Origin of the sequence: Achromobacter pestifer (genome assembly GCF_013267355.1) — a bacterium.
Classification (GTDB): domain Bacteria; phylum Pseudomonadota; class Gammaproteobacteria; order Burkholderiales; family Burkholderiaceae_B; genus Achromobacter; species Achromobacter pestifer_A.
Genome location: NZ_CP053985.1, coordinates 7,000,631 through 7,020,510, shown reverse-complemented (window position 1 = coordinate 7,020,510; position 19,880 = coordinate 7,000,631). Strand labels below are relative to the sequence as shown.

The following is a 19,880-nucleotide window of genomic DNA, read 5'->3' as shown; positions in this document are numbered from 1 at the left end:
ATGGTTTGTTGGGATAAAGCCATCTTAATTCATCGTGTTGCGGTCTTGCGATTCGCCGCCAGCATTCTTTTGGGAGCGGCAGTTAATCAGCTTCCACTACGCCAAGTTTCGCGAGTTTTTTCAGCACCTCAATATTCTTGCTTTTGATGTACTTCAGATCGCCGACAAGGTAGACGGCATCACGTGCGCGCGAGATGGCCACGTTCATTCGGCGCGAATCACCGTAGAAGGTGGCGGGCCCGGTCGTGCGCACAAATGAAAAGAAAACGATGTCGGCTTGGCGTCCTTGGAATGCATCAACGGTATCCAGCGCGTCGTTCTCTTCTTCACAGAACGTCGGCGGCAGCTGCTTGTGGTCGCCGACCAAGATGCACTTGCGGGCAACGCACATGGCCATGATCCATTCAGGCAAGGTGGCCTTGGAGCATTCATCAACGATGACCAGATCGAAGTCCTCGCTATCCACGTCCAGCAGGTGATCAATCTGGTTGCAGGTGACACCAATGATCTGGTGGTTGTCTGCCAGGTTCCTGAACTGCCATCGTGGCACCTGCACCTCTCCGTTTTCCATCCTTGTAGAACTTGACCTGATAGTCGTGGCTACCGTCAGGGGTGTGCACACGGATATCTGCTACTGGGTCATTGACCTGCCCGACATCGAGCGTAGCCCTGTGGTTGAGTTGCCCCTTTGCAGCGGCTTCGATGTTGAATGAGCCTACTTGGTGGGCTTCTGCAGTGAAGCCTTGCTGGACGTCAATGGATTGCTTGGTCAAATCACCACTTTTGGTGGTGATCGAATCCATGATCTTGGTTTTGTAATCTGCGAAAGCACTGTTCAGCGCATCGCCCTGGAGCTGATTGAATCCACCTGCCGCAAATGAAAAACCGAAATCTACACTCTCCGATTTGCGCTTGGAATCATCATTTTTTTTAACAGGCATGAATCTGTAAAAGAGAAAAATCTCTTTGAGGGAGTGGCTCGAAAGTGGTGTGAAATATCCTCAAAATAATACATAAATCGTTCACGCGTGGTGGATTCAATAGCCATTGTTTTTCGTGCCATTTCGAGTATTTGGATGAAACTGCTTCAGGTTGGCTGTATCAGCACGAATTCAAATTCAGAGATTTAGGGGGGGCAGCTTCGGGCCGCAGGGCGGAAGATCAGATCAAGATTTCGATCATTGATTCATCCTATCGCTTCGAACCAAGCCCAAGAACAGATGACAAGCGCTCTTCGCGATGCCGCTCCGCATTGGCAAGGTCCGCAATCGGCGCCAGCAGCCCCCGATCAAAACTCTCAAGCGCCGCGCCGTCGCGCAATCTTGCAGGCCAATCGGAATGCGTCAGCGCGCCACGTCCGAGCGAAACGAAGTCCGCCTCCTGCCGCGCCATCATCCCGTCCGCCGCCATCGGCTCATGCAGCGACCCATTGGCCAGCACCGGGACCGGAGCGTGCTGCCGCGCCAATGCCGCGAGGCTGGGTCCCCGATCTCCAAAAGCCGGACGCCAGGCCTCGAATTCGGTCGTGTGCAGGTAGTCGATGGGCTGCGCGCCCAGCGTCTGGTAGATCTGCGCCGCGTCCGCCTCGCCGCCTTCCCATTTGTGGCTGAAGTCATTGACCTTGCCCTGCGAACTGCGCACGCCCACGACAAAGCGCTGTCCCGTCGCGCGGCGCACGGCGGCTATGACCTCCACGGTCAGGCGCAGCCGGTTTTCCAGGCTGCCGCCATAGCGGTCTGCGCGCAGATTGGTGTGGCTCGTGAGGAACTGGTCCAGCAGGTAGCCGTTGGCGCCGTGTATCTCGACGCCGTCGAAGCCGGCTTCCTGCGCCCTGCGCGCCGCCTGCGCAAAGCCGTCGACGGCCTCTGCGATGTCCTTGTCCGACATGGCTTCAGGCATCCGGTACGGCCCGTCTCCCCGATAGAACGCCATCTGCTGCCCCTTGGGCTGTACGGCCGACGGCCCTTGCGTCGTGCCGCGATGGGGATTGCCCTGCGACAGTGCGCCCGCATGCATGAGCTGCGCGATGATGCGGCCGCCGTGCGCATGCACGCGGTCGACCACGGCGCGCCAGGCGTCGCGCTGGGCGTCGTCGGTCAGGCCGGGCTGGAACAGGTAGCCCTGCGCATGGGCACGGTCGGTATAGATGCCTTCGGTGATCACCAGACCGAAGCCGCCGGCTGCAAAGGCTGCGTAGTAATCGGCCATTTGCGGCGTGGCGCGGCCATCTTCGGTGGCGCTGACCCGGGTCATGGGCGCGACGGCGAGACGATTGGCCAGGGTCAGCCCTCTGTCCAGCCGCAGCGGCGTGAACAATCCGGCCTGCGCAGCGCCGTTCGGACGATAGTCGAGCGCGTTCATGTCAGCGGCCCTCCTGGGGACGCACGGCGGCGATGGCCTCGATCTCGATCATGGCGGCCGGGTCGTAGAGCGCCTTGATCTCCGCGATCGTGTCAGCGGGATAGGGGGCCGAGAAGAAGCGGCGGCGCAGCGTCACCACGTCCTCGAAATGTCCCATGTCGGTGACGAAGATGGTGACCTTGATGACGTCCTTCAGGCTGGAGCCGCCGGCTTCGAGCGCGCGGCGCAAGTTCAGGAAGGCTTGCTCGCCCTGGGCCAGAAAGCCGCCGGCCACGATCTTGCCGTCATCGCCGGCGCCTGCCTGGCCGGAGATGAACAACAGGTTGCCGAACTGGATGCCCTGCGACAGCAGGAAGGGTTCGTAGTTGTCGGGCTGGGTGATGACGCGCTGTAGCATGATGCGATTTCCTTCATTTATGGTGGGTCGGTGGAACAGCGTGGAAATCGCTGATCCATGCCGTAAATGTAGGGATGCAGAGTAATGCTGACAAAGGTTCATTTGTCAGCTATAAGGTGAGATAATCTCATTTATGATCATGCAACGTCGATCTCTTCCGCTTTCCGGATTGCGCGTATTCGAAGCCGCCGCGCGCCTGGGCAGTTTCAAGGCCGCTGCCCAGGAATTGGCCGTCACGCCGACGGCCGTCAGCCACCAGATCCGTGCGCTGGAAGCGCAGACCGGGCTGGCGCTGTTCGACCGCCACGTGCGCAGGGTGTCGCTGACTGAGGCGGGCGCGCAGCTCTATCCGGTGCTGCGCGACGGGTTCGACGCTTTCGAAGCGGCGCTGGCGCGCCTGACGCAGCAGCGCGCGCGGATGCAAGTGACCATCTCCGCGACCAATGCATTCACGGTGAAATGGCTGGTGCCGCGCATGGCGGATTTCCGCAGCCAGCATCCCGGCATTGATTTGCAGTTGCAGGCCAGCGACGACGTGGTCGACCTGCGATCGGCCGCCGTGGACATCGCGGTCCGCTATGGCCGTGGGCCGTATCCGGGCCTCGTCGCGCAGCCGCTGTTCACCGACCGGTTCGCGCCCGTGGCGAATCCGCGGCTGGGCATTGCGTCACCGGACGATCTGGCCGGCGTGCCATTGATCCGTTTCAACTGGAAGTGGTCCCACCCGGAGAATCCGACCTGGGAGCGCTGGTTCGCGGTCGCGCAGCGTTCCTTGCCGCGGCAGGCCAGCCAGCTGCGCTTTTCCGATGAAGGCCATGCCATACAGGCGGCCGTCGCCGGCCATGGCGTGGCGCTGGTCAGCTTGGCCTTGATCGCCGAGGAGCTGGAAGCAGGCCATCTCGTGCAGCCCTTTGGGCCGGTGATAGCCGGGCATACCTACCATCTGGCCATGCTCGCCGACCGGCCGCCGTCGGCGCCTGTTCAGGCCGTGGCGCACTGGCTGAGCACGCAGGCGGCGAAGCAAGAGCCAGGCCGGCCAAAAGCGTAGGCGGTCTTGTCGGGGAGCGTGGTTCGCTGTTGTCAGCGAGCCGCTTGTGCCAGCAATTCCGTGACGGCTGCCTTGGCGCGGCCGAATTCCGCGCTGTCGTCCATCGATGCGGCAACGTTGGCGTATGCCTGGTAGGCCAGCAGCTCCGTGACCAGTTTCGCCTCGTCGGCATCGGCGGCAATTTGCCCCTGTGCCCGGGCTTCGCGGATCAGCGCGTAAAGGCGCTGGCGGCCCGACTCGCGGTATTGCTGGATGGCGTCGCGCAAGGGGCCGGGACGCGCACGGTATTCGCTGCTTACCGCAGTGATGACGCAGCCGCCCGGAAGCTGGCGGGTCTCCACGAAGTCGAACCAGCCGTTCATCAGGGCGCGTAGCCGCGACAGCGGCGTGCGCTTGCGCAGGGCTGGTTCAACCACCTGGACCTGGTACAGGGCGATCGCATGGGCCAAGGCTGCCAATTGCAGGTTTTCCTTGTCGCCGAACAGAACCTGGAGATTGCTTTTCCCCACTGCAGCCCTTTCGGCCACCTGCCCGAAGGTCAGGCCGCCCAGTCCTTCGACGGAGAGAAGTTTCACGGCTTCGTCCAGCACGCGGGTACGCGCGCGCTCGCCGCGCAGCCGGCGGCCATCGGGCGGGGGGGAGGGAGGCAACGGGTTCATCACGCCAGGTTCTTTGCTTGCACGAGTGCCATTTCCCCATGATACTATAAGTACGAACGTACATATATTAATGTAAGGAATGAACGCTGCATCCGCGCGGTATCGCGCGCCTATCGGGATTGCCGCGTTGGCCGCCGGGGCGACGCGCCGATAGCCGGTGTGGCTGGACCCAGCCCGGATCAATAATTCCCGGCCTGGGCTTTCGGCCTGAACGCCGCAAAGCCGTCCCAACACTGGCGCGTAAAGTCGTACAACGCGTCCTGCACCGTCAAGGGCGTGCGCCCCGCCAGCCGGGCCAGCGCATAGTGCCCCTGGCGCTGCGGATCGGACGGGATCGGCACTTCGACCAGCAGCCCGGCTTCCTGCTGCTGGCGGGTGACGCAGATCACTCCTAGCAGCAAGGCGTCCGTGCGCAGCGCCAGCTCCACCAGCGCGTCCAGGTTTTCGCAGCGGTGGCTGACCATGTGTTCTGGCGCGCCGCCCGGCCCCAGTGTTTCCGCCAGCCGCAGCGAGACTTCCGGGCTGAGCGTGGTGGAAGCCACCGGGTACTGGCGGATCTGTTCGATGCCTGGCCGCTTGTGGGCGAGGATGGGATGGCCCTTGCGGCACACCAGGCCCGCGCGCAGCGGGGGCAAGGGGCGGGTTTCCAGGTCGGCCGCGTCATACAGCATGCGGGCGTCGCAGACCATGGCGTCGATGCGTTCGTTGCGCAGCATCTCCAGCAAGGCGGCGGTGGCGCCCAGTTCGACGCCCACGCGCACCTGGGGATGGCGCTCGGCCATATGGGCCAGGAAGGGCGATAGCAACAGGGATGCGGGCGCCGGGCTCAGCCCGATGGACAGCGTGCCCGATTCGCCGCTGTGCAGGGTTTTCAGTTCGCGCTGCAGCTCCGCTTCCTCGAAGCGCATGCGGCGCGCGCGTTCAGCCACGCAGGCGCCGTAGGGCGTCAGGCGCACGCGGCGGGTGCCGCGGTCCAGCAGGGGCAAGCCCAGTTCGGCTTCCAGCGCCTGGATGCTGCGGCTGAGCGCCGGTTGCGACAAGTTGACCGCTTGCGCGGCGCGCGAATAGGTGCCGTGCTCGACCACCGCCAGCAGGTGCTTGAGTTTCTGAAAATCCATGTTCAGATCGCATAAATACTATGAAATAAATGCATTGGAATTATAGATGGGCTGTTCGTATCATGGTCCGCAGACGGCGCCCGCGAGAGGCGCCGCAAACCGCGTCCGGGACTCGCACCGCGGCGCGGCTCGTCAAATACGGAGACAGATTCGAATGAAGCAGCACTTGTTGTCGGCCGCCATCCTGGCGGCCTGCGCGGCCATGGGCGCTCAAGTCCAGGCCCAGGAAGTCCAGCAGAACGCCCAGAAGCAGCCCGAGGCCGCGATGCGCCCGGCGGGCGCGGCCAGCGGCCAGGTCACGATACGGCGCGACGGCTATGGCATGCCGCACGTGTACGCCAACACCGTGTACGGCATTTTCTATGGCTACGGCTATGCGGTGGCGCAGGACCGGTTGTTCCAGATGGAGATGGCGCGGCGCAGTACCCAGGGCCGAGTGGCCGAGGTGCTGGGCCAGCCCATGGTGGCGTTCGACAAATCCATCCGCGGCAATTTCTCGCCCGAGCGCATTCAGCGCCAGTTGGCCGCGCTGCCGGCCTCCGAGCGCCAGATCCTGGACGGCTACGCGGCTGGCATGAACGCCTGGATCGCGCGGGTGCGCGCCGAGCCCGGTAGCCTGATGCCCAAGGAATTCAACGACTTGCGCTTCCAGCCCGCGGACTGGACGGCCTATGACGTGGCGATGGTGTTCGTGGGCACCATGGCCAACCGTTTTTCCGATGCCAACAGCGAGATCGACAACCTGGCGCTGCTGACCGCGCTGAAGGACCAGCACGGCGAGGAACGCGCCATGCAGATCTTCAACCAGCTGCGTTGGATGACCGACAGCCGCGCCCCCACCACCGTGCCCGAGGAAGAGGGCGTGTACCGGCCCGATGGCGCCAGGCCGCCTGCCAAGCTGTCCTATGCGCTGCCGCGCTACGACGGCACGCCGCCCATGCTTGAGCGCGTGGCGCGCGATCCGCAGACGCGCGGCGTGCTGGACGAGGCGCCCGCTGCCGCGCCGGCGCGGCTGCTGGCGCAGTTCGCGGAATCCGGGCAACCGGGCATCGCCGGTTTTCCGACCACCAGCAATATGTGGATCGTGGGCCGCGACCATGCCAAGGACGCCCGTTCCATCCTGTTGAACGGGCCGCAGTTCGGCTGGTGGAATCCCGCCTACACCTACGGCATCGGTCTGCACGGCGCGGGCTTCGATGTGGTGGGCAACACGCCGTTCGCCTATCCCAGCATCCTGTTCGGCCACAATGCGCACGTGACCTGGGGCTCGACCGCCGGTTTTGGCGACGACGTGGACATCTACGCCGAAAAGCTCGACCCCAACGATCGCACCCGCTACTTCCACGACGGCGTCTGGAAGACGATGGAAAAGCGCACCGAGCTCATCGAGGTCCAGGATGCGCAGCCGGTGGTGATGGACGTGTACCGCACGGTGCACGGCATCGTCACCAAGTTCGACGACAAGCAGCACGTGGCCTATGCCAAGGCGCGGGCCTGGGAAGGCTATGAACTGCAATCGCTGATGGCCTGGACCCACAAGGCGCAGTCGCGCAACTGGGATCAATGGAAGCAGCAGGCCGCGCGCCACGCCTTGACCATCAACTGGTATTACGCCGATGACAAGGGCAACATCGGCTACGCGCACACGGGCTTCTATCCCAAGCGCCGTCCAGGCCATGATCCGCGCCTGCCCGTGCCGGGCACTGGCGAGATGGACTGGGACGGCATGCTGCCGTTCTCGACCAACCCGCAGGTCTACAACCCGCGCCAGGGCTTCATCGCCAACTGGAACAACCAACCGATGCGCGGCTATCCGTCCACCGACCTGTTCGCCATCGTGTGGGGCCAGGCGGACCGCTACGCCGAGATCGAGACCCGCCTGAAAGCCATGACGGCCAATGGCGGCAAGGTCAGCGCGCAGCAGATGTGGGACTTGATCCGCACCACCAGTTATGCCGACGTGAACCGCCGCCATTTCCTGCCGTTCCTACAGCAAGCGGTGCAAGGGCTGCCGGCCGACGATGCGCGGGCGCAGCTGGTTGCGGGGCTGGCGTCCTGGGACGGCATGGGCACCAGCGAAAAGCAGGCGGGCTACTACGACAACGCGGGGCCTGCCGTGATGGACGCCTGGCTGCGCGCCATGCTCAAGCGCACGCTGGCCGACGAGATGCCCGCCGATTTCTTCAAGTGGTACAGCGCCACCGGCTATCCGACGCAGGCGGCGCCCGCTACCGGTTCGGTCAATTTGACGGTGGGGGTGAAGGTGTTGTTCAACGCGCTGGCCGGCCGCGACGCGGGCGTGCCGCAAAAGTACGATTTCTTCAACGGCCAGCGGCCGCAGGACCTGAGCCTGGCCGCGTTGGACGATGCGCTGGGGGCGTTGCAGAAAGCCTACGGCCAGGATCCCGCAAGCTGGCGCATACCCGCGCCGCCCATGGTGTTCGCGCCCAAGAACTTCCTGGGCGTGCCGCAGGCGGACGCCAAGGCGGTGTTGAGCTTCCCGGCCACGCAGAATCGCGGCACCGAGAACAACATGACGGTGTTCGACGGCCGCGGCGTGCGCGCGGTGGACGTGGTGGCGCCGGGGCAGAGCGGTTTCGTCGCCCCGGACGGCACGCCGTCGGCCCACACCCGCGACCAGTTCGACCTGTACACCGGCTTCGGCAACAAGCGGGTCTGGTTCACGGATGCGGAAGTGCGCGCCAACGCTAAGTCGGTAGAGACGTTGCGCTACTGACGGCGTAGCCGCCCTGGTGGCTGGCCAGGCGCGCATAGACTCCTTGCCGCTTGAGCAACTGGTCGTGCGTGCCGGCCTCCGCCAGCGTGCCGCGTTCCAGCACCAGGATCAGGTCGGCATCGCGTATCGTCGACAGGCGGTGCGCGATGACCAGCGTGGTGCGGTGGCGCATCAGCACGTCCAGCGCGCCGCGCACCTGCATTTCCGACAGCGTGTCCAGGTGCGAGGTGGCTTCGTCCAGGATCAGCACCGGCGCGTTCTTCAGGAAGGCGCGGGCAATCGAGATGCGTTGGCGCTGGCCGCCCGACAGCTGCATGCCGCGTTCGCCCACGCGCGTCGCCAGGCCCTCTGGCAGAGCGCGCACGAAGTCCGCCAGCGCCGCCTGTTCCAGCGCGCGCGCCAGGTCCTCGGGGCTGGCTTCGGGCCGGGCCAGCCGGATATTGCCCTCCAGCGTGTCGTTGAACAGGTAGGTGTCCTGCGTCACCAGCGCCACGCGTTCGCGCAGGCCGTCCAGCTGCAGTTGGCGCAGGTCCACGCCATCCAGCTTGACCTGTCCCGCGCGTGGATCCCAGAAACGCAGCAGCAGGCTGGCGACCGTGCTCTTGCCCGCGCCGGACGCGCCCACCACGGCCACGGTGGCGCCGGCCGGAACCTTGAAGCTCAGGTCGCGCAAGGTGTCCACGCTTTTGCCCGGATAGGCAAAGCTGACGTGGTCGAAGGCCAGCGACAGGCCGTGGACGGAGACGGGCGCCGCCAGCGGTCCGTCGGTCACCGGCTCGGGTTCATTGGCGACCACGTGCAGGCGGCGGGTGGCGGCGATGGTGTCGGCCAGTTGCCGGCTGACCTGTGAGATCTCGGACACCGGCAGGAAAGTGGCCAGGGCGATCAGCACCAGCAGGGGCAGCATGCCGGCCGAGAGCGCGCCGGCCGATACCTGCAACGCGCCTACGACCGCCACGGCCACGCCGCCCAGACCCATCGCGATCTCAAAGCCCGCGGTCTGCCGGGACAGGTCATCCATGATGTCCAGCCGGCGTGTCCGGTAATGGTCCGCCACGCGCAGGAACTCATCGCGCCGGCGGCCGGTGGCCTGGAAGGCGGTCAGGTCGGCCAGGCCCTGGATGGTGTCGGTGGTGTGGGCGCTCATTTCGCCCAGCGCCTCGCGCGCCTTGTCGCCCAGCGCGTCGACCTTGCGGCGTCCGCGCACCGGCGACACCAGCGCATAGGCCAGGAAGGGCAGCAGCGCCAGCGCCACCGGCCAGCTGTAGACGCCCAGGAAACCCAGCACCGACAGCGGCACCAGCACCGAGACGATGGCCGGGGCGATGGTGTGGGCGTAGAAGTACTCCACCATTTCCACGTCCTGGGTAGCCAGCGCCACCAGGTCGCCGGAGCGGCGCTGCAACAGGTAGGCCGGGGCCAGGCGCTCCAGCTTGTCGTAGAGCTTGACCCGCATGTCGGCCAGCAGTTGGTAGGCCATGGCGTGCGCCAGCCAGGATTCCAGCCAGTGGAACAGCGCGGCCAGGGGCGCGGCGATCAGCAGGCCGACGATCAGGGCCGAGTAGTCGCGGCCGTCGCGGATGGCGGCGACGATCAGCGCGCTGAACACGCCTACGCCGATGTAGGCCGCGACGCGCGCCACGCCCAACAGGATCGTGGCGGTCAGCGTGCCGCGCCACGGCCGCACCACCGCAAGCAAGGTGCCGAGCGTGGCGCGCCAGCCGACCTGGACCGCATCCGCGTCCAGCGAGCGCAGGGCAGGGCCTTGTCCGCCGGATTCCTGGCCGGAGGCGTCGCGGTTCGTGGCCTGCGCGGGGGCGGCGGTGGCTGGGGCGGCGGATCCCGCCGACGGATTGCGGTGCGCGGCCGCCTGTTCGTGCATCAGGCGGTAGTACAGGCCGCCTTGCCGCATCAGTTCGGCATGCGGCCCTTCCTCCGCGACCCGGCCCTGGTCCAGCACCAGGCAGCGGTCGGCGCCGATGACGCTGGCCAGGCGGTGCGCCAGGATCAAGGTTGTGCGGCCGGCCATCAGGCGGTCCAGCGCCTGCTGGATCAGCGCCTCGTTCTCGGTATCCACCGAAGACAGCGCCTCGTCCAGGATCAGGATGGGCGCGTCGCGCAGCAGGGCGCGGGCGATGGCCACGCGCTGGCGCTGGCCGCCGGACAGCTGCAGGCCGCGCTCGCCGATGCGGGTGGCGTAGCCCTCGGGCAGCGCCATGATGAAGTCGTCGATATTCGCGGCGCGGGCAGCGGCGCGCACCTGTTCGTGGGTGGCGTCGGGGCGTCCCAGCCGCAGGTTGTCGTCGATGGTGCCGTGGAACAGCGTGATGTCCTGGCTGACCAGCGCGATGTGAGACAGCAGCGCCTGCGTGTCCAGTTCGTTCACGTCATGGCCGCCGATGCGGATGCGGCCGGACTGGGGCACGCATTCGCGCAGCAGCAGGCGCACGATGGTGGACTTGCCGGCGCCGCTGGGGCCGACCACGCCGACGCGTTCGCCCGCCGCGATACGGAAGCTCAAGCCCTGGTGGGCGCGGCGCTCGGGCGTGTAGGAGAAGGCGACATTGTCGAATTCGATGGTGGGCGCGAGCCGGCCCGGGGCTTTGCCGCCGGCGGCGGGCGCAGGCGTCAGCGGCTGTGCGTCGGTCAGCGCATGGATGCTGGCGGCGGCCGACTGGCCCAGCATGCCCCGGTGCAGCACCGAACGCAGGTCGCGCAGCGGGCGGAAGATCTCGGTGCCGGCCATTAGCACGATCAGCAGGGCTTCCACGCTCATGTCGCCGTGGGCCACGCGCCAGGCGCCCAGCGTCAGCGCCAGCGCCGCGCCCAGGGCCACGCCCAGGTCGCTGATGCCGCGCGTCAAGAGGCTGACCGACAGCACCCAGAAGGTATTGTCCGACAGGCTGCGGGCGCGGGCGGCCAGCCGCTGGCCCCAGGCCTTGCCCTGGCCATAGGACTTCAGGGTGGGCAGGCCTTGCACCGCGTCCAGGAAGTCCTCGCCGAAATCGTTCAGCGACTTGGTGCGCGCCAGGCTGGCGCGGCGGTCCAGCATGTGCACCGCCATGGGTCCGAACAGCGCGAACAGCGCGGCCGCCAGGAACACCAGCGCGGTGGGCACGTCCCAGAAGGCGATCACGGCGAAGATGGCGAAGGGGGCGGCGGCGGCAATCGCGACTTGCGGCAGGTACTGGCCGAAGAAAGCCTGCAACTGCTCGACCCCGTCCACCACGGTCAGCATCACGCCGCCCGTGCGCTGGTTGGCGAACCAGGCCGGGCCCAGGGTCACGATGCGGTCATAGAGCCGGGCGCGCAGCGCGTGCTGCACGGTGGCGGCGCAGCGGTTGGCCTGCACGGTGCGCCAGTGGTCCAGGAAGGCGCGCAGCAGCACCATGGCGGCGGCGCACAGCGCGGGCGCGAGCCAGTCCTGAGACGGTGCGCCGTCGAACACGCGAGCCAGCAGCTGGCCCAGGAACACGTAGCGGGCGATGCCGACGGCCAGGGCCAGCAGGCCCAGGAAAATGCCGCCCGCCATGCCGGCGCGCAGGCCCGCCGTCAACTGCCATAGGCGCGAATCGAAATACATAGCAAACTCCTTTCAGTGCTGGCATGGTCACTGATCGCGCGCCCCGGCGAAAGCGATAGTTTTTCAATCTAGGGTTGAGCTAGACTTGACCCATGGCCGATCTACCCAACCACACACCGCCCCTGGCTGCTCTGCGCGCCTTCGAGGCCGTTGCCCGCCTGGGCAGCCTGAGCCGCGCCGCCGCCGAACTCCACGTCACCAAGAGCGCCGTCAGCCATCAGTTGCGGGCGCTGGAAGCGGACTTGGGGGTGGCCCTGCTGCGCCGCGGCGGTACGGTGCGCCGCGCCGAAACCACGGCGGCGGGCGCGGACCTGCTGGCGTCGGTGCAACAGGCCTTGACCCTGCTGGAGACCGCCTGCCGCAACGTGCGGGCCTCGGCCCGCGGCAAACGGCGCGATACCCTGAATGTTTCCGCCAATCCCTCGCTGGCCGCCATGTGGCTGGCCCCGCGCATCGGGCGCTTTATCGAGCTGCATCCCGGCATCGACATCCAGGTGTACCTGCACGCCAGCCAGGACCCGGCCTGGAAAAGCCAGGATATTGACCTGGCGTTCCTGCACGTGCGCGCCATGGGGCCGCATATCGCGGAACCCGGCGACATCCCGCTCATGACCGAAACGGTGGTGCCAGTTTGCAGCCCGTCGCTGGTCGATCCGGCCGATCGCGGCGATCCCGCCGTGTTCCTGCGCCATCGCTGGCTGGAGGAAAAGCACGTGGACAGCCCCGAGACCGACTGGCGCACCTGGAGCCCGCGCCTGGGCCTGGCCGAATCCGACTGGCAGGAGCCCATGGTGCTGAGCGGCCTGAGCACGGTCGCGGCGGCCGCGGCCGCCGGGGTCGGTATCGCCCTGGGGCGCGCGCCGCTGATCGACGAGGAACTCGCCAGCGGCCGGCTGGTGCCCCTGGTGCCGCACCTGCGCATGCCGGGCTCCTGGGGCTACGTGATGCGGATGCAGGCCAACCGGCCCATGGATGCGGCCTTGCCGACGCTGGTGGAGTTCCTGGCCGAAGAGGGGCGCAGCACCGGCGCCTGGCAGAACCTGGCGGACTCAGGGCGCTGAGGCCGCGCCCGCGCTTCAGTCCGCGCTGCTCCTGCCGCGCGGCGGGGAGCTGATGGTGACCGCCGACGTGACGATCAGCTCCATCAGGATATTGCGCGCCAGGTTTTCGGCGTAGTCGTTGCGCGCCTCCGCCGTGGCGATGGCGCGTTCCACCGAGCCTTCGACGATGGCGTTGATCTGCTGGATGTGCAGCTCACAGATCTGCACCAGGTCCGGATGGCGCTTCTGGTGGAAGTACAGGAAGCGCCGCGCCAGCGTCTGCAGCATGGCGTGGAACTCGGCCGCGTAGCTGTTGCGCGAGGCAGCGCCGATCTGGCTGGTCAGCGTGAAATGCAGGCGCATGTACATGCGCATGTCGTTGACGGCCTTCAGGTCTTCCAGTTCGCGGGCCAGGCGCGCCAGTTCGGCGCGCTCGCCGTCGTCGGCCCATTGCGCCGCCTGCGCCACGATCAGCCGTTCGATCTCGCGCCGCGCCTGGATGATCTTCAGCTGTCCTTGGTAGTCGATCTCGGAGATGAAGATGCCCTGGCGCGGCGCGATTTCCACCAGGCGCTGGAACGCCAGTTTCTGCAGGGCGTCGCGCACCGGCGAGCGGCCGATGCCGACGCGCTCGCTCAGGGTGGTTTCCGACCACTGGCTGCCGGGCGGCAATTCGCCAGTGACGATCATTTCCTCCAGGGCGCCATAGGCCTTTTCGGTCTGGCTGACAGCCGGGCGGCCAAAGAGGGGAGAGGACTGGGTCATGGAGTCGGAAGCGCGCGTTGTTGGAGTTCGCGTTTTAACACTTTGCCGGTGCTGTTTTTCGGCAGCTCCTCCAGAAAGACGTAGCGCTTGGGACGCTTGAAGCGCGCGATGGATTCCAGGCACAGGCGGTCCAGGTCCTGGTCCGTGGCCCGGGCGCCCGGCTTGAGCACCACGAAGGCCAGCACCGACTCGCCCCATTCGGGATCGGGGCTGCCCACCACCGAGACTTCCTGCACGGCGTCGTGGCGCATCAGCGCCTCTTCCACTTCGCGCGGATAGATATTGGTGCCGCCGCTGATGATGACGTCCTTGGAACGGTCCTTCAGGTGCAGCAGGCCGCGCTGGTCGAGGATGCCGATATCCCCCGTATGGAGCCAGCCGCCGGCCAGGGTGTCGGCGCTGGCGCGCGGATTGTTCCAGTAGCCGTGCATCACCGTCGGGCCGCTGACGACGACTTCGCCCAATTCGCCGGGGGCGGCTGGCCGCCCGCTGGCCTCGCGGATTTCGACGTCCATGGAAGACTGGACGTAGCCCACCGATCCCAGCAGCGTATCGTCGTTGTTGGCCACGGCATCGGCGATCTGGGCCGCGGATAGCGCGGAGATCGACATTGGACTTTCGCCCTGTCCGTAGATCTGCGCCACGCGCGGGCCGTAGCAGGCGACCGCGTCCTTGATGTCTTCGATATAGAACGGTGCACCGCCCACGATCAGGGTGCGCAAGCCCGGTTGCGGCCCATGGGTCTGGCGGGCGTGGCGCACCATGCGCTGCACGATGGTGGGCGAGGCGAACAGGCTGACATTGCGATGGTGCGTCAGCAGGGCGGACAGTTCGTCTTCGTCCAGGCCGCCGCTGTCGGGGATGATCTGCAAGGCGCCATGCAGCCAGTAAGGAATGCTGTAGAGGCCGGCGCCGTGCGACAGCGGCGCCACATGGACGATGGCGTCGCCGGGCTGCACCGACTGCACGTCGGCGTAGAAATTCAGGCACATGCCCACCATGTTGGCGTGGCTGAGCATGACGCCCTTGGGCTTGCCCGTGGTGCCGCTGGTGTAGAACAGCCAGGCGAGGTCCTGCGGCGGGCGCCGTTCCAGCGGCAGCGCCGGGCCGATGGCGGCGCTGGCGTAGCGGGCGGAATCCACGTCCACGAGCTGCACGCCGTCCAGTTCGCGCACGACGGGCGCCAGCGCGTCGTGCACCGCGCCGCGCGACAGGCAGAGGCGGGCGCCGCTGTCGCGCAGCATGTAGTCCAGTTCGTTGGCATGCAGCTTGGCGTTGACGGGCACGGCGCACAGGCCCGCATGCCAGATGGCCAGCATCGATTCGATGTAGCCCGGGTGGTTGGGCAGCGCCAGCATGACGCGCTCGCCGGCCTGCAAGCCCATGGGGCCGCGCAGCCAGCCGGCCAGCGCTTGCACCCGGGCCTGGAGCTGGGCGTAGGTAAGCGGGTCGCGGACGCCTGCGGCCAGGGCGGGTTGATTGGCGTAAGTGGCGGCGCTGCGGTGAAAGAGAGAGCTGAGATGCATGGCGGTCTCTAGGTTGATGGAGGACGTGGTGTCAGCGGCCGAGCAGGGTGATGCAGGTCACCGCCTCTTCCACGCCGTTGAAGCCGCCGCCATTCTCGGCGATGGCGAAGCGCGCGCCTTCGACCTGGCGGGCGCCGGCTTCGCCGCGCAGCTGGATCACCATTTCATGGACTTGCGCCAGGCCGGTCGCGCCTATGGGGTGGCCGCGCGACAACAGGCCGCCGGACACGTTGATGGGGATGCGGCCGCCCAGGCTGGTGGCGCCGGATTCGGCCATCGGTCCGCCTTCGCCGAAGGCGCAGAAGCCCAGCGCCTCGGTCTGCTGGATCTCGGCGAACGCGGTGGCGTCGTGGACCTCCGCCAGCGACATGTCCTGCGGGCCGACGCCAGCGCGCTCGTAGGCTTCCAGCGCGGCCAGGTGGCACAGGTGTTGGTCGTAGCGGTCGGCGGGGCGGTCCGTGGCGGTGCGCAGCACGCTGGCGTAGAGGCGCACGGCGCGGGCGCGTTGCAGGCGCTTGAGACCCCGGGCGTTGCAGACGATGGCGGCAGCCGCGCCGTCGCTGATGGGCGCGCACATGGGCAAGGTCAGAGGCCAGGACACGGGGCGGGCGGCCAGGGCCTCGTCTATCGTCATGGGGTACTGGAACTGGGCCAGCGGATTGCAGGTGGAATGCATGTGGTTCTTGGCGGCCACGGCGGCGAGCTGGCGCTGGGTGGTGCCGAAGGTCTTCATGTGCAGCCGCGCCAGGCTGGCGTAGATGTCCATGAACACGCTGCGCTTGCCCGGCTCTTCGAAGCCGGGCGGAGGCGTCACGTCGGGCGCCAGCGCCATCAGGCGGGCCATCTGCGCCGGGGCGTCATGCACGTCCCAGGCGCCGTCGAATACGGCGAAGCTCTTGGCCTTGTCCTCGGAAAACAGCTTGTCCACGCCCACGGCCAGGCAGATGTCGCCCGCGCCTGATGCCACGTAGAGATGCGCCGCGTTCAGTGCGGTGCTGGAGCTGGCGCAGGCGTTCTCCACGTTGGTGACAGGTATGCCGGCGATGCCCATGGCTTTCAGCGCAACCTGGCCGGCCACCATGTATTGGCCTTCGATGGAACCCTGGCCGGCGGTGGCGAAATAGGCCGCCTGCAGATCGGCGGCGTCGCAGCCCGCGTCGGCCAGCGCCTGCGTGACCGCGTCGCGCACCAGGTCCTTGACGCTTTTGGCGGGCTGCTTGTCGAAGCGGGTGATGCCCACGCCCGCGATGTAGGTGGTGTCGTTGCTCATGCTTGGATGCCCGTGGTGAGGATGGATTCAATGATGTGGCGGTCGGCCTCGACGTTCGCGGCCGATCCGCTCCAGGCGATTTCGCCGTGGTCCAGCACGCACTGGCGGTGCGCCAGGCGGGCGGGAACCTTCAGGTTCTGCTCGACCAGCACGATGCCGGTGCCCTGGCGGTGGACTTCGGCGAACACGTCGATCAGTTCGTTGACGATGCGCGGCGCCAGCCCCTCGGTCGGCTCGTCCAGCAGCAGGACGCGCGGATTGCCCAGCAGGGCGCGCGCGATCGACAGCATCTGCTGTTCGCCGCCGGACAACTGGTCGCCATGAAAGCCGATGCGTTCGCCCAGCCGCGGGAAGACCTGCAGCACCCGGTCCTGCGTCCAGTAGCCAGGCTGGTGCGCCAGCGCGCCCATGCGCAGGTTCTCCCGCACGGTCAGGTTGGGGAAGATGCGGCGCGTGTCGGGCACCAGCGCGATGCCGTCGCGGCTGATCTGTTCGACGGCGCGGCGCGTCGCGTCCTGGCCGGCGATCAGGCGGTTGCCGGCGGACAGCGGCAGCAGTCCGATCAGCGTCTTGAGCACGGTGGACTTGCCGGCGCCGTTGCGCCCCACGATGGCGACGATCTCGTCCTGGGCCGCGCGCAAGCCGATGTTCTTGAGCGCCAGCGCCTGGCCGTAGTGCACGCTGGCGTGTTGCAGTTCGATCATGCCGCCACCTCCTCGCCCAGGTAGACGGCGCGCACGGTGGCGTCGTCGCGGATGGCGTCGGGCGGCCCCTCGGCCACCTTGCGGCCGTTGGACAGCACCACGATGTGTTCCGACAGCGTCATGATCACGTCCATATTGTGTTCGATGAGCAGCACCGTGCGGCCGGCGGCGGCATGGCGGATCAGGCGGGTGGCGGCGGCGATCTCGTGGTGGCCGACGCCGGCCAGCGGTTCGTCCAGCAGCAGGATGCGCGGGTCCGGCAGCAGGGTCAGGCCCAGCTCCAGCGCGCGCTGCAAGCCGTATGACAAGGTGCCGGCCACGGTGTCGCGCCAGGCCGTCAGGTCGGTCAGCTCCAGCATGGCATCGATGGTGGCGGCCAACCGGCGGTCATAGCGCGGCGCCAGCCAGAACGGCAGCAGGTGGGAGTGGCTGATCTGCGCGGCGATGCGCAGGTTCTCCAGCACCGTCATCTCGGGGAAGATCTTGGTGATCTGGAAGCTGCGGCCGATGCCGTGCCGAGCGCGTTCGTAGGCGCGCAGGCGCGAGATGTCCGCGCCGTGGCACCGGATGCGCCCGCCGTGTCCCGGCAGATTGCCGGACAGCACATTGAGCAAGGTGGTCTTGCCCGCGCCGTTGGGGCCGATCAGGCCGTAGACGCGGCCGGTTTCGAAGGCGTAGCTGAAATCCTCGATGGCGCGCAGCGCGCCGAAGGTGACGCTGACCTGTTCGCATTGCAGGGCGATGTCGCTCATGACGGGCTCCCTTCGCGCGGGGCCAGCGGCACGCCGGGCGCGGATGGACTGGCGGGGGCCGGGGCCGCCGGACGCTTGCGGCTCCAGCGGGCCTGCAGGGCGCCCAGCACCCCTTGCGGGAAATACAGCGTGGCCAGGATGAAGACCAGGCCCAGGATGCCGTACCAGTAGGGCGTCCAGCCGCTGAGCCATTCCTTCAGCGCTTCGAACAGCAGCACGCCGGCCACCGGTCCCCACAGCGTGCCAGCGCCGCCCAGCAGGGTCATGATGATGACGTCGCCGGAGGTGGTCCAGTGCAGCATCTGCGGGTTCATGTACATCAGCACCGCGGCCAGCAATCCGCCCGCCAGGCCGCCGACCGCGCCGGAAACCAGAAAGGTGACCTGCTTCAGGCGCTGCACGTTGTAGCCCAACTGCGCGGCGCGGATCTCGTTCTGGCGCACGCCCGCGACCGCGCGGCCGAACGGCGAGGCGCGCAGCATCGCCATCAGCGCCATGACCAGGGCGAACACGGCGGCCACGTACCAATAGAAGTTCACGGTGTCGAAGAAATCGATGCCTGCGAGTTCCGGCCGGCCGATGCCGGGCAGGCCGTCGGCGCCGCCGGTCCATTCGCGCAGCTTGCTGTCGGCCAGGATGTACATGAGCTGCGACAGCGCCAGCGTGACCAGCGCGAAGAAGATCCCCGAGACCCGCAGCGCGAACACGCTGAAGATCCAGGCGCAGGCCGCCCCGGCCAGGATGGCCAGCGCCAGGCCCGCCTCGAACGGCAGGCCGTAGCGCTGGGTGGCCAGCGCCAGCGCGTAGCCGCCCGTGCCCAGGAAGGCGGCGTGGCCGAAGGACACCATGCCCAGCAAGCCGAACACCAGATCGAAACCCACGGCGAATATCGACCACACCATGATCAGGATGCTCAGGTTCAACAGGAAATCGTTTTGCGTGCAGAAGGGCACCGCGATGACCGCGGCGGCCATGCCGGCCGCGATGGCGGCGTCTTGGCGGGGTGTCGTCATGCCAGCCTCGCTTGGCGGGAGAACAGTCCTTGCGGACGGGTGAGCAGGGTGGCGATCAGCATGGCGAACGTCAGGATGTCGACCCAGCTGGGCATGAAGGTGTAGCCCACCGCGCGCACCATGCCGATCAGCAGCGACGCCGCGACCACGCCACGGATGTTGCCCAGCCCGCCCAGGATCACCACGATGAAGCAGTCGATGATGGTGTTGGTGGCCATGCCCAGTTCAATCGGAAACAGCGGCGCGGAGATGGCGCCGGCCAGGCCGGCGAGCGCCGCGCCCACGCCGAACACCGCGCTGCGGATGGTGGCGGCGGGCAGGCCCAGGATGCGCACCATTTCGCCGTCGCTGCTGGCGGCGCGCACCAGCATGCCGAAGGTGCTTTTCTCCAGCACGAAGAACAGCGCGGCCGACACCAGCAGGCCGAAGACGATGACGAACAGGCGGTAGACGGGTATGGTGCTGCCGGCCAGCTCGACCGTGCCCGCCAGCAGCGCCGGCATCGGCGTTTCCTGGTAGCCCAGGCCCCAGACGAACTTCACGGCCTCGCTGATGACAAGAATGAAGCCGAAGGTCAGGATCAGCTGATAGAAGTGCGGGCGGCTGTACAGCGGCCGCAGGGCCAGCCGTTCCATCGCCACGCCGACGAGGCCGACGCCTACCGTCGCCACGACCAGGCCGGCAACGAAGGAACCGGTGCGCAGCTGGATGTCGAAGGCCAGGTAGGCGCCCAGCATGTATAGCGCGCCATGGGCGAAGTTGATGACGCCCAGCATGCCGAAGATAAGCGTAAGGCCGGACGCCAGCAGGAACAGCAGCATTCCCAGGCTCAGGCCGATGATCACGGTGGACATGGCAGAAATCCGTCAGGCGGCGCGCGGACGCGCCGGGTGGAAGCCGGCCCGCA

16 protein-coding genes and 1 pseudogene are annotated in these 19,880 nt (G+C 67.1%); 3 read left to right on the top strand and 14 right to left on the bottom strand.

Annotated elements, in window-relative coordinates:
* Positions 1-82 precede the first annotated feature (82 nt).
* From FOC84_RS33000 to FOC84_RS32985, 4 genes are all read right to left on the bottom strand, one after another.
* On the bottom strand, positions 83-550 hold the full coding sequence (locus tag FOC84_RS33000) for an AAA domain-containing protein (RefSeq protein WP_254241856.1): 468 nt from the start codon (positions 548-550) through the stop codon (positions 83-85).
* Positions 480-941 (bottom strand): hypothetical protein, encoded by a 462-nt coding sequence (locus FOC84_RS32995; protein ID WP_217278783.1) that lies wholly within the window; start codon positions 939-941, stop codon positions 480-482. Before FOC84_RS32995 ends, FOC84_RS33000 begins: the two co-directional genes overlap by 71 nt.
* A 250-nt stretch (positions 942-1,191) precedes the next feature.
* Complete coding sequence (locus FOC84_RS32990) at positions 1,192-2,361, bottom strand: NADH:flavin oxidoreductase (protein ID WP_173149786.1); 1,170 nt, start codon at positions 2,359-2,361, stop codon at positions 1,192-1,194.
* A gap of 1 nt (position 2,362) precedes the next feature.
* The gene (locus FOC84_RS32985; protein ID WP_173149784.1) at positions 2,363-2,758 is read right to left on the bottom strand and encodes a RidA family protein; all 396 of its coding nucleotides are present in this window, start codon (positions 2,756-2,758) and stop codon (positions 2,363-2,365) included.
* A 139-nt stretch (positions 2,759-2,897) separates the two neighbouring features.
* Here FOC84_RS32985 and FOC84_RS32980 point away from each other — a divergent pair, with 139 nt between their 5' ends.
* The gene (locus FOC84_RS32980) at positions 2,898-3,806 is read left to right on the top strand and encodes a LysR substrate-binding domain-containing protein (RefSeq protein WP_173149782.1); all 909 of its coding nucleotides are present in this window, start codon (positions 2,898-2,900) and stop codon (positions 3,804-3,806) included.
* A gap of 32 nt (positions 3,807-3,838) precedes the next feature.
* Here the strand turns inward: FOC84_RS32980 and FOC84_RS32975 are convergent.
* Both FOC84_RS32975 and FOC84_RS32970 read right to left on the bottom strand, forming a co-directional pair.
* Positions 3,839-4,529, bottom strand: a pseudogene (locus FOC84_RS32975) (TetR/AcrR family transcriptional regulator).
* A 115-nt stretch (positions 4,530-4,644) separates the two neighbouring features.
* Positions 4,645-5,583, bottom strand: a complete 939-nt coding sequence (locus FOC84_RS32970) for a LysR family transcriptional regulator (RefSeq protein WP_173149778.1) — start codon at positions 5,581-5,583, stop codon at positions 4,645-4,647.
* A gap of 154 nt (positions 5,584-5,737) precedes the next feature.
* Here FOC84_RS32970 and FOC84_RS32965 point away from each other — a divergent pair, with 154 nt between their 5' ends.
* Positions 5,738-8,320 (top strand): penicillin G acylase, encoded by a 2,583-nt coding sequence (locus tag FOC84_RS32965; RefSeq protein WP_173149776.1) that lies wholly within the window; start codon positions 5,738-5,740, stop codon positions 8,318-8,320.
* Here the strand turns inward: FOC84_RS32965 and cydC are convergent.
* Complete coding sequence (gene cydC / locus FOC84_RS32960; RefSeq protein ID WP_173149774.1) at positions 8,292-11,903, bottom strand: thiol reductant ABC exporter subunit CydC; 3,612 nt, start codon at positions 11,901-11,903, stop codon at positions 8,292-8,294. The two genes, FOC84_RS32965 and cydC, sit on opposite strands and share 29 nt — an antisense overlap.
* Positions 11,904-11,995: 92 nt before the next feature.
* Between cydC and FOC84_RS32955 the strand changes: the two genes are divergently transcribed.
* A complete protein-coding gene (locus FOC84_RS32955) occupies positions 11,996-12,964 on the top strand; it encodes a LysR substrate-binding domain-containing protein (protein ID WP_173149772.1) in 969 nt (322 codons plus the stop codon).
* 15 nt (positions 12,965-12,979) lie between these two features.
* Here the strand turns inward: FOC84_RS32955 and FOC84_RS32950 are convergent, their stop codons facing one another.
* Genes FOC84_RS32950 through FOC84_RS32920 form a run of 7 tightly spaced genes read right to left on the bottom strand, consistent with a single transcriptional unit; the run spans position 12,980 to position 19,827 of the window.
* Positions 12,980-13,708 (bottom strand): GntR family transcriptional regulator, encoded by a 729-nt coding sequence (locus FOC84_RS32950; RefSeq protein WP_173149770.1) that lies wholly within the window; start codon positions 13,706-13,708, stop codon positions 12,980-12,982.
* Positions 13,705-15,234, bottom strand: a complete 1,530-nt coding sequence (locus FOC84_RS32945) for an AMP-binding protein (RefSeq protein ID WP_173149768.1) — start codon at positions 15,232-15,234, stop codon at positions 13,705-13,707. The genes FOC84_RS32950 and FOC84_RS32945 overlap by 4 nt, the downstream gene beginning before the upstream one ends.
* A gap of 31 nt (positions 15,235-15,265) precedes the next feature.
* On the bottom strand, positions 15,266-16,504 hold the full coding sequence (locus FOC84_RS32940) for a thiolase family protein (RefSeq protein ID WP_173149766.1): 1,239 nt from the start codon (positions 16,502-16,504) through the stop codon (positions 15,266-15,268).
* Positions 16,501-17,208 carry an ABC transporter ATP-binding protein gene (locus tag FOC84_RS32935; RefSeq protein ID WP_173149763.1) on the bottom strand — a complete coding sequence of 236 codons (708 nt, stop codon included), beginning with the start codon at positions 17,206-17,208 and terminating at the stop codon, positions 16,501-16,503. The genes FOC84_RS32940 and FOC84_RS32935 overlap by 4 nt, the downstream gene beginning before the upstream one ends.
* Entirely contained in the window at positions 17,205-17,960 is a 756-nt protein-coding gene (locus FOC84_RS32930; protein WP_173149761.1) for an ABC transporter ATP-binding protein, read from the bottom strand. The genes FOC84_RS32935 and FOC84_RS32930 overlap by 4 nt, the downstream gene beginning before the upstream one ends.
* Positions 17,957-18,973: a branched-chain amino acid ABC transporter permease gene (locus tag FOC84_RS32925; RefSeq protein WP_173149759.1), complete on the bottom strand. Its 1,017-nt coding sequence runs from the start codon at positions 18,971-18,973 to the stop codon at positions 17,957-17,959. Before FOC84_RS32925 ends, FOC84_RS32930 begins: the two co-directional genes overlap by 4 nt.
* Entirely contained in the window at positions 18,970-19,827 is an 858-nt protein-coding gene (locus FOC84_RS32920; protein ID WP_173149757.1) for a branched-chain amino acid ABC transporter permease, read from the bottom strand. The genes FOC84_RS32925 and FOC84_RS32920 overlap by 4 nt, the downstream gene beginning before the upstream one ends.
* Between the last annotated feature and the right edge of the window lie 53 nt (positions 19,828-19,880).